The 2,354-nt window shown below is 53.4% G+C and carries 2 rRNA genes; both read right to left on the bottom strand.

The annotated features are described in order from the left end of the window. Nucleotides 1-27: 27 nt before the first annotated feature. Nucleotides 28-142, bottom strand: a 5S ribosomal RNA gene (gene rrf / locus F617_RS0126730). A gap of 221 nt (nt 143-363) precedes the next feature. After that, nucleotides 364-2,354 (bottom strand): 23S ribosomal RNA (locus tag F617_RS0126735); the annotation flags it as partial.

Raw genomic sequence — 2,354 nt, forward strand, 5'->3', positions numbered from 1 at the left:
TGAGAAGATATTTGTTGCGTTTTGCAGACCTGGCAGCGACCTACTCTCCCGCGTCTTGAGACGGAGTACCATTGGCGCTGGGGCGTTTCACGGCCGTGTTCGGAATGGGAACGGGTGCAGCCGCCCCGCGATAACCACCAGGTCGGCAAAACGCAACACAGTTCATGTTTTCACATGAGTGTTGTTTCGAGAAGCTGGGAAGCTTGCGCTTCATTTAATTTAACACGTCTTTCTGCGACCCTTCCCGTATGTTTGCCATACAGACCAGAGGTCGTCGCGCCCTGTGGCGCGGCCCGTCCGGAGCGCTATGCGCGTCAGGACAGAACAGATGATGTTCATCTTTGATGAGCATGAACAATGGGAACGAAGAAGTCGATCGAGCTATTAGTAACGGTAAGCTTCACATGTTGCCATGCTTCCACACCCGTCCTATCAACGTGGTCGTCTTCCACGGCTCTGATAGGGAACACTCGTTTTCAGGTTGGTTTCCCGCTTAGATGCCTTCAGCGGTTATCCATTCCGTATATAGCTACTCTGCTATGCCCTTGGCAGGACAACAGATCCACCAGAGATACGTCCATCCCGGTCCTCTCGTACTAGGGACAGATCCTGTCAATATTCCTACACCCACGGCAGATAGGGACCGAACTGTCTCACGACGTTCTGAACCCAACTCACGTACCGCTTTAAATGGCGAACAGCCATACCCTTGGGACCTGCTCCAGCCCCAGGATGCGATGAGTCGACATCGAGGTGCCAAACAACCCCGTCGATATGGACTCTTGGGGGTCATCAGCCTGTTATCCCCGGCGTACCTTTTATCCGTTGAGCGATGGCCCTTCCACACGGGACCACCGGATCACTATGACCGACTTTCGTCTCTGCTCGACTTGTCAGTCTCGCAGTCAGGCGGGCTTATGCCATTGCACTCGACGACCGATTTCCGACCGGTCTGAGCCCACCATCGCGCGCCTCCGTTACTCTTTCGGAGGCGACCGCCCCAGTCAAACTACCCACCATACACTGTCCCGGATCCGGATAACGGACCGCGGTTAGACATCCACGAAGATAAGGGTGGTATTTCAAGGATGGCTCCACAAGAACTGGCGTCCCTGCTTCAAAGCCTACCACCTATCCTACACATGCCTTGGCGAATGCCAGTGTAAAGCTATAGTAAAGGTGCACGGGGTCTTTCCGTCTGACCGCAGGAACCCCGCATCTTCACGGGGAATTCAATTTCACTGAGTCTATGTTGGAGACAGCGGGGAAGTCGTTACGCCATTCGTGCAGGTCGGAACTTACCCGACAAGGAATTTCGCTACCTTAGGACCGTTATAGTTACGGCCGCCGTTTACTGGGGCTTCAGTTCAGAGCTTGCACCCCTCCCTTTAACCTTCCAGCACCGGGCAGGCGTCAGACCCTATACGTCGTATTGCTACTTCGCAGAGCCCTGTGTTTTTGATAAACAGTCGCTACCCCCTGGTCTGTGCCACCCCATCATACTTGCGTAAAATGGGGTCACGCTTCTTCCGAAGTTACGCGTGCAATTTGCCGAGTTCCTTCAACATAGTTCTCTCAAGCGCCTTGGTATACTCTACCTGACCACCTGTGTCGGTTTCGGGTACGGTCTATACGGTGGAGCTATTTCCTGGAACCTCTTCGCCGCACATTCAATCCAGTAAGAATGTACAACACACGAGATCCGTCACTACCACCAGGCCCACGAATATTAACGTGGTTCCCATCGACTACGCGTGTCCGCCTCGTCTTAGGGGCCGGCTAACCCTGCTCAGATTAACTTTAAGCAGGAACCCTTGGTCTTTCGGCGAGGGAGTCTCTCACTCCCTTTATCGTTACTCATGTCAACATTCGCACTTCCGATATCTCCAGCAGCCCTCACGGGTCCGCCTTCACAGACTTACGGAACGCTCCGCTACCACGCAACAGTCACTACAACTGTCACATCCTCAGCTTCGGTGCATGGCTTTAGCCCCGTTACATTTTCGGCGCAAAGACCCTTATTTAGACCAGTGAGCTGTTACGCTTTCTTTAAATGATGGCTGCTTCTAAGCCAACATCCTGGTTGTTTTGGGATCCTCACATCCTTTCCCACTTAGCCATGACTTGGGGACCTTAGCTGGAGGTCAGGGTTGTTGCCCTTTTCACGACGGACGTTAGCACCCGCCGTGTGTCTGCCGACTAGTACTCCTCGGTATTCGGAGTTTGGTTAGGATCAGTAAGACGGTGAGTCCCCATAGCCCATCCAGTGCTCTACCCCCGAGGGTATTCGGTCGACGCTCTACCTAAATAGATTTCGCGGAGAACCAGCTATTTCCGAGTTTGATTGGCCTTTC

This window comes from Agrobacterium sp. 10MFCol1.1 (genome assembly GCF_000381165.1).
GTDB lineage: Bacteria > Pseudomonadota > Alphaproteobacteria > Rhizobiales > Rhizobiaceae > Agrobacterium > Agrobacterium tumefaciens.